We start from the raw sequence: 7,157 nt of genomic DNA on the forward strand, positions 1-7,157 counted from the left end.
GAAGGTGGTGCGGCTCGCCGCAGGCGGGTCCCCCCTCATGGCTCCTCCCCAGGGAACTCCCGTTACGAAAACCGACGAAGGCCCGGCCTTCGGCGCCTGGTCCACGGCCCCGTACCCGGTGATCCAGAGCGGTGCGAACGGGGTGCTGACCGGGCTGAACCCTGCGGCCTCCCGGCTCCTCCCGGCCGCGCGTCCGGGCACCGCGATGGCCGACGCGGCCCCGGCCTGGCTCGCACGGGCCGACCGGGAGCTGCGCGACCGGGCGGCGGGCCCGTGCGCAGACCGCGACCTGGGAACGGCTCCGTCGGCGTCGGGCTGGATCGGCGGGCGAAGCTTCGAAGCGCGCGCCGGCCAGGGCGGCGACGGTGACGTAGTGTGGTGGCTGGTGGACGACACCGACCGCCGGCTCGCCGAAGAGGCCCTGGCCGCCGAACGCGAACGGACCGCGTTCCTCTCCGAGGCGTCCCACGTCCTGCTGGCCTCGTTGAACACCGACCGGTGCGTATCGGCGACGGCCCGGCTCGCCTCCCAGTATCTCGCCGAGGCGGCGGTCGTCGTCTCTCCCGCGAAGGGGGACAAACTGCCCCTGGCCCAGGCGGTGGCCGGCCAGGAGACCGTGCGCGGCCTCGTCGAGGCCGACCCGTCCGAGGTGCCGGGCCTGGACGAAGCGCTCCAGGGGTTCCCGCCGGTGCCCTCGCGCTGGATCGACCCCGAGTGCCTCCCCGCGTGGGTGGTTCCCGAGGGGTACACCGGAACGATCACCTCGGTCGTCGTCGCGCCTCTGCCCGGCCAGGGGGTCCCGGCGGGAGCCCTGGTCCTGTTGCGCAGCGGCGGTCAGTTCACCGAGGACGAGCAGATCGTCGCCCGGCTGTTCGCCGCGCGCGCCGGCGCCGCCCTGTCGGCCGCCCACCTGTACGCCGAGCAGAGCGCGGTCACCCGCACCCTGATGCAGGACCTGCTGCCGCCCCGGCTGCACCGCGTCCACGGCGTCCAGTTCGCCGGCGGCTACCGGCCCGCCGCCGCCCGGGAGCGCGTCGGAGGCGACTTCTACGACGTCCACCCGGCCGGCACCGGTGAGGACGAATCCTCGCTGGTGGTCCTGGGTGACGTGTGCGGCAAGGGGCTGGACGCGGCCGTGCTCACCGGCAAGATCCGCAACACCCTCCAGGCACTCGTACCCATGGCGGACGACCATCAGAGGGTACTGAGGCTCCTCAACGACGCACTCCTCAACTCCCACCACACCCGCTTCGCGACCATGGTCCTCGCCTCGGTCCGGCGGGCGGACCACCTGGTGCGTCTGCGGCTGACCGCCGCCGGGCACCCCGTGCCGCTGGTGGTGCGGGCGGACGGCCGGGTCGAGGAGATCCGGACCGGGGGCACCCTGGTGGGGGCGCTGCCCGCCATCGAGTCCCGTTCCGCCGAGACCGTTCTGCGGCCCGGCGAGACGTGCCTGCTCTACACCGACGGGTTCACCGAGGCCCGGGGCGGCCCACTCGGCGACGAGATGTTCGGGGAGAGAAGACTGAAGCGGGCGCTGTCCGAATGCGCCGACATGCCGGCCGAGGCCGTGGTCGAGCGCGTCCAGATGCTCGCCGCCGAGTGGGTGCGGGGCGGCGGCCACGACGACATGGCCGTCGTCGCGATCACCGCTCCCCGGACCACCCACCTCAGCGCGGTGGACGGTCACACCCGGGGCAGGTACACCGCATGACCGACTGCCTGCCCGGACTGCGCGACCGGCTCCTCGCCGCCGCCCTGGAGCGTGACGAGTTCGCCGCCGCAGGACTCGTCACCGGCGCCCTCGACAACGGTGTGCCCGCCGAGACGGTGCTTCTGGACCTCATCGCGCCCGTCCAGGCGAAGGTCGGCACCGAGTGGGCGGCCAACCGCCTCACCGTGGCCCAGGAGCACGCGGCCAGCGCCATCGTCGAGCGAGTGATCACCGCGCTCGCCCACCACCCCGCCGCCCGCACCACGCCCCGCCACGGAAAGGTCACCGTGGCCTGCGTGGAGCAGGAATGGCACGCGCTGCCCGCCCGGCTGCTGGCCGAGGTCCTCACCCTTCGGGGCTGGGAGGTCGACTTCCTGGGAGCCCAGGTCCCCACCCCCCACCTGGTCGCCCACCTCCACCACACCGGCGCGGACGTCGTCGCGCTCTCGTCCTCCCTCCCCACCCGGCTCCCCGCCGCCCACGCGGCGATCACCGCCTGCCAGTCCGTCGGAGTGCCCGTCCTCGTCGGAGGGGCGGCCTTCGGCGCCGACGGCCGCTTCGCGCGCATGCTCGGCGCGAACGCCTGGGCCCCCGACGCACGCACCGCCGCCGACCGGCTGGCCGCGGGCCTCGCCCCGCCCGCCCCGGCCGACGTACGGCAGCGGATCGACGACCTGCCGCACCTGGTCGACCAGGAGTACACCCTGGTCGCGCGCTCGCAGGGGCACCTGGTCAAACAGGTGCTGACACAGCTGGACGACCGCCTCCCGGCCATGGCCACGTACACGGACGCCCAGCGCGAGCGCACCGCGGAGGACATCGCCCACATCGTGGAGTTCCTGACCGTGGCCATCTACACCGACGACGACGAACTGTTCACCACCTTCATGACATGGACCGCGGACATCCTCACCGCACGCCGCGTCCCCGCCCGCTCGCTGCCGCCCGTCCTGGACATCCTGGCGGCCGCACTCAGGGACTTCCCCCGGGCCGTCCGGCCACTGGAGCGGGCGAGGGCCGTCCTGGCCGACGTCACCGCAGCAGACCCCGGAGCACCCGCATGAGCACCCCGCCCCTCCGCCTCACCGTCGAAACGGGCGAGGGAACCACCCGGCTGCACCTCGCCGGCGTCCTCGACTACGACACCAGTGACCTCTTCGGCGCACGCGCCACGGCCTGCGCCGACGCCGACCCCAGACCCGCCGAACTGCGCCTGGACTGCGCGAAGCTCCGGTTCTGCGACTCGATGGGGCTCGCCACCCTGCTGATGATCCACCGGCGCACCGCCGCGCGCGGGATCACCCTCGTCCTGGACGACCCGCCGGCCTCCATGGAGCGGATGCTCCGCATCACCGGAACACGGCACCTCTTCGCACCGGGGACCGCGGACGCGGGAAGCCGGGACGAAGTGGGCGAGTCGACCGACTGACAGCCCTCCGGACGCGCCCGGTCACGGCAGTGCGGGCAGCGCCATCACCACCGTGATCCGTTTGCCGCCCGGGTGGACGCCGACGGAGACCCGGGCGGCGAGCAGCCTCACCAGCGGCCAGCCGTAGCCGCCGATCCTGGGCGCCTCCGCCCGCACCCGCGGTTCCGACGCCGGCAGCTCGGCCGGGATCTCGCTGCTGGCGTCGCCCACGGTGATGCGCAGCCCCTCATCCGTCACCTCGGCCTCGAACGCGGTCAGCCGGCCGCCGTGCCGAAAGGCATTCGTCACCAGTTCCGACGTCACCAGCAGCGTGTCGTCCACCACACGGGCCGGCCACCCGTCGAGCGCGGCCCCGAAGTGCGCCGCCAGCAACTCGGTCACGATGACCCGCGCAGCCGCCGCGTTCTGCGGAACGGCCGACAGCACACCCTCCGGCTCCCCGCCCACTTCTACCGCCATCCGGATACGCCCCCGCCCCGGCGGACCGACGCCCTCAGCACTGGAGCGCGGCTTCGACGTCGTCCGCGAACCGGAACGCCCCGGCCGTACCCGTGACCTCGAAAAGCCTGCGCACGCCGGAGTGCAACGGGCCGGCCAGGACGAGCGGCACGCCCGCCTCCACGTGTTCCCGCTGACCGCCCAGCAGGGAGTGGAGCGCCGCCGAGTCGGCGAACGTCACCCCGGACAGGTCGACCACCGTCCGTACACAACCGTCCGCCACCGCGCCGGTCAGCGCCGCCGACAGATCACCGCTCCCCGACCAGCCGTCCAGAGAGCCCCGGACCCGGATCAGCACCACGTCGTCGGCCGTCTTCTCACAACCGACGCCCCGTTCGTCTCCCGCCATGAGCCGTATCCTCCTACGCCGCGCCCCCGGACCGGAGCCCGGGGGGTCGGACGGCGGTCCCGGACGGCCGCCGAGACGCGCGCCTCCGTTGCGCCGGGCGGCGCCGGACCGGTCGGGAGCGACCCCCTGCGCTCGCTGGAGCAGGTGATTCCGGTTCGGGCGCGTTCCTCGCTGACGTGACATGGGCAATTTCCGACCAGCGGTCCTCACCGTTGGGAGGGACACCCCACATGACGAGCCACGCGACCGAAGCCGCACTCGAAAGCCTTCTGAACCGAGCCCTTCAGGCCACCCGCACCGGCGACTGCTGGACGACCCGGACCGACGAGGCATGGTGCCGCGTCGCCCCCCGGACGGCGACCCGGCGCGACCAGGGCTGGAAGCTCCACCTGTCGGCAACGGCCGCATCCGCCCCGACGGTCCTCGTCAGGGCCCTGGACGTCCTGCTGCCGGACACCTCGGCGTTCAAGTTCGCCCGGTCCCTCGACCAGGTGAGCACCCTCAACTCCCGCGCCACGCCCCGGGGCAGCTCCGGAAAGTTCATCACCGTCTACCCGCGCTCGGACGCCGACGCGGTCCGACTCGCCCGCGAACTGCACGCGGCGACGGCCGGACTGCCCGGCCCCCGCATCCTCTCCGACCAGCCCTACGCCCCGTACAGCGTGGTGCATTACCGCTACGGCGCCTTCACCGGGCGGCAACGGCTCTCGGACCAGGGCCTGCTGATCTGGTACATCGAGGACCCCGACGGCAACCCCGTGGAGGACGAACGCAGCGGCCGCTACGCCCCGCCCCCGTGGGCCGTCTGCCCTTTCCCCGCCACCGTGCCGCTTCCGCCCCCGGCGGCGGAGGCGGCGAGCGGCCCCGTTCTGCTCGGCGGCCGCTTCGCGGTACGGGAGGCGATCCGGCACACCAACAAGGGCGGCGTCTACCGGGGCACCGACGTCTCGACCGGCGCGCCCGTGGTCATCAAGGAGACCCGGCCCCATGTGGAGGGCGACGCCTCCGGCCGTGATGTGCGGGACTGGCTGCGCGCCGAGGCCCGGATGCTGGACAGACTGAAGGGCATCGGGCTCGCCCCGGACGCCCTCGCCCTCTTCGAGCACGGCCGTCACCTGTTCCTGGCCCAGGCCGAAGTCCCCGGCGTCAGCCTGCGCACCTGGGTCGCCGAGCGCTTCCGCGACCTCGGGAGCGCGGAGTACCGCCGCGAGGCGCTCGGCCTGGTCGCCCGGCTCGTCGACCTCGTCACCGCGGCCCACGCCCACGGCTGCGTCCTGCGCGACTTCACACCCGGCAACGTCATGGTCCGCCCGGACGGCGAACTGCGCCTCATCGACCTGGAACTCGCCGCCGACGAGACGGGCTCCTGCCTCCCGACCCGGGTGGGCACCCCCGGCTTCAGCGCCCCCGAACGCCTGAGGGACGCGCCCGTGTCCGTGACGGCCGACTACTACAGCCTCGGCGCCACCGCGTGCTTCGTCCTGACCGGCAAGGTGCCGAACCTGCTGCCCGAGGAGCCCGCCACCAGGACCGGCGAGGAACGGCTCGCCGCCTGGCTCGGCGCCTGCACCGGACCCGCGAGGCCCCCGGACGCCGTGGCGGAGATGATCATCGGGCTGATGAAGGACGAGCCCGCCGCCCGCTGGGACACCCGCCGGGCGCGCGAAGCCCTCCGCGGTCCGGATCCCGCCCGCCCCAGGCGTACCGCACCGGTACGGGGCGAGGACCTGGACCGTGCCGTGGCCGGGCTCGTGAACCACCTGGTCGACACCGCGACCCCCGCGGACGACCGGCGCCTGTGGCCCGTCTCCACCGCCGCCGGCGAGACCAACCCGTGCACCGTGCAGCAGGGGGCGGCCGGGCCCCTGGCCGTTCTGACGCGGTACTTCGAACTGACCGGGGACCCCCGGCTGCCCGAACTCCTCGCGACGGCCGGCCACTGGATCGCGGACCGCACCCACCCCCGGACCACCCGCCCCGGCCTGCACTTCGGGGACCTCGGCACCGCCTGGGCGCTGTACGAAGCCGGCCGGGCCGTCGCCGACCAGACGCTCATCGACCACGCCCTCGCCCTCGCGCTGACCCCGCAGGAGCCCACCCCCCACCACGACATCACCCACGGCACGGCCGGCAGCGGCATGGCCGCCCTCCACCTGTGGCAGCGCACCGGTGACCCGCGCTTCGCCGCGCTGGCCGAGGACGCGGCCGACCGGCTGGCCTCAGCCGCGCGGCGCGAACCCCCGGAGGTGAGCTGGGCCGTCCCCGCCGAAGTCGTCTCCGCCGAGGCCGGCACACAGTACCTGGGCTTCGCCCACGGCTCCGCCGGCATCGGCTGCTTCCTCCTGTGCAGCGCGGCCGCCTCCGGACGCCGGGACCACCTGCGGCTCGCGGTGGAGGTCGGCGAACACCTCCTGCACAGCTCCGTACGGATCGGCGAGGCGGCCCAGTGGCCCGCCCAGGCCGGCGACGAACCCACCGCCCCCTACTGGTGCCACGGCTCGGCCGGCATCGGCACCTTCCTCGTACGGCTCTGGCAGGTCACCGGCGACGAGCGGTTCGGCGACCTCGCACGCCGCAGCGCCCCGGCCGTCACCGAACGCGCCCCCCGGGCGCCGCTGTCCCAGTGCCACGGCCTCGCGGGCAACGGCGACTTCCTGCTCGACCTGAGCGCCGCCACCGGGGAGCCCGCACACCGCACCATGGCCGACGCGATGGGCCGCCTCGCCGTCACCGAAGGCGCCCGCCGGCACCGGCACGTGGTCTTCCCCAACGAGTACGGCGACGTCTCGACCAGCTGGAGCGACGGATCGGCCGGAATCCTGGCCTTCCTCCTGCGGCTCCGCCACCCGAGCTCCCGGCACTGGCTCGCCCAGCTGCCGGGCTGAGCGGCAGAGAACCTGCCGCCGAACCACAAGAAGAAGGAGAGAACCATGGAAAACCAGACCCAGGACCTCGAACTCCTCGCCCACCTCCACGCCCTCCCCGAGACCGACCCCGTCGGCGCCGAAGCGGGCTTCTCCGCCACCTGTGAGTGCGTCGGCCTGCTGACGGTCCTCAACACGGTCTGCATCGGCATCAGCTGCGCCTAGCACCGGCCCACCGTCCGGCCGGCGGGGGGGGGCGGGGGGCCCGCCGGGGCGGGCCCCCGCGGCGCGGCCGCGGCGGGC

Annotated in this window: 7 protein-coding genes; 5 read left to right on the forward strand and 2 right to left on the reverse strand. The window is 74.2% G+C overall.

What is annotated here, in order from left to right:
- The first annotated feature begins 37 nt into the window (after positions 1-37).
- The 3 genes from ACLQ2N_RS21555 to ACLQ2N_RS21565 are packed head-to-tail and all read left to right on the forward strand — an operon-like array spanning position 38 to position 3,143.
- Entirely contained in the window at positions 38-1,714 is a 1,677-nt protein-coding gene (locus tag ACLQ2N_RS21555; protein ID WP_425815418.1) for a PP2C family protein-serine/threonine phosphatase, read from the forward strand.
- Complete coding sequence (locus ACLQ2N_RS21560; protein ID WP_425815420.1) at positions 1,711-2,778, forward strand: cobalamin B12-binding domain-containing protein; 1,068 nt, start codon at positions 1,711-1,713, stop codon at positions 2,776-2,778. The genes ACLQ2N_RS21555 and ACLQ2N_RS21560 overlap by 4 nt, the downstream gene beginning before the upstream one ends.
- Positions 2,775-3,143 (forward strand): STAS domain-containing protein, encoded by a 369-nt coding sequence (locus ACLQ2N_RS21565; protein WP_425815422.1) that lies wholly within the window; start codon positions 2,775-2,777, stop codon positions 3,141-3,143. Before ACLQ2N_RS21560 ends, ACLQ2N_RS21565 begins: the two co-directional genes overlap by 4 nt.
- 21 nt (positions 3,144-3,164) lie before the next feature.
- On the opposite strand, the gene ACLQ2N_RS21570 is transcribed toward ACLQ2N_RS21565, so the two are convergent.
- The gene (locus ACLQ2N_RS21570; protein WP_425815424.1) at positions 3,165-3,602 is read right to left on the reverse strand and encodes an ATP-binding protein; all 438 of its coding nucleotides are present in this window, start codon (positions 3,600-3,602) and stop codon (positions 3,165-3,167) included.
- A 34-nt stretch (positions 3,603-3,636) separates the two neighbouring features.
- Positions 3,637-3,990 carry an STAS domain-containing protein gene (locus ACLQ2N_RS21575; protein ID WP_425815426.1) on the reverse strand — a complete coding sequence of 118 codons (354 nt, stop codon included), beginning with the start codon at positions 3,988-3,990 and terminating at the stop codon, positions 3,637-3,639.
- 230 nt (positions 3,991-4,220) lie between these two features.
- Between ACLQ2N_RS21575 and lanL the strand changes: the two genes are divergently transcribed.
- Positions 4,221-6,875: a class IV lanthionine synthetase LanL gene (lanL, locus tag ACLQ2N_RS21580; RefSeq protein WP_425815428.1), complete on the forward strand. Its 2,655-nt coding sequence runs from the start codon at positions 4,221-4,223 to the stop codon at positions 6,873-6,875.
- A gap of 45 nt (positions 6,876-6,920) precedes the next feature.
- Entirely contained in the window at positions 6,921-7,079 is a 159-nt protein-coding gene (locus tag ACLQ2N_RS21585) for a VenA family class IV lanthipeptide (protein WP_018104907.1), read from the forward strand.
- Positions 7,080-7,157: the final 78 nt, after the last annotated feature.

The sequence above is a fragment of the Streptomyces sp. DT224 genome, assembly GCF_049844595.1.
Lineage (GTDB): Bacteria > Actinomycetota > Actinomycetes > Streptomycetales > Streptomycetaceae > Streptomyces.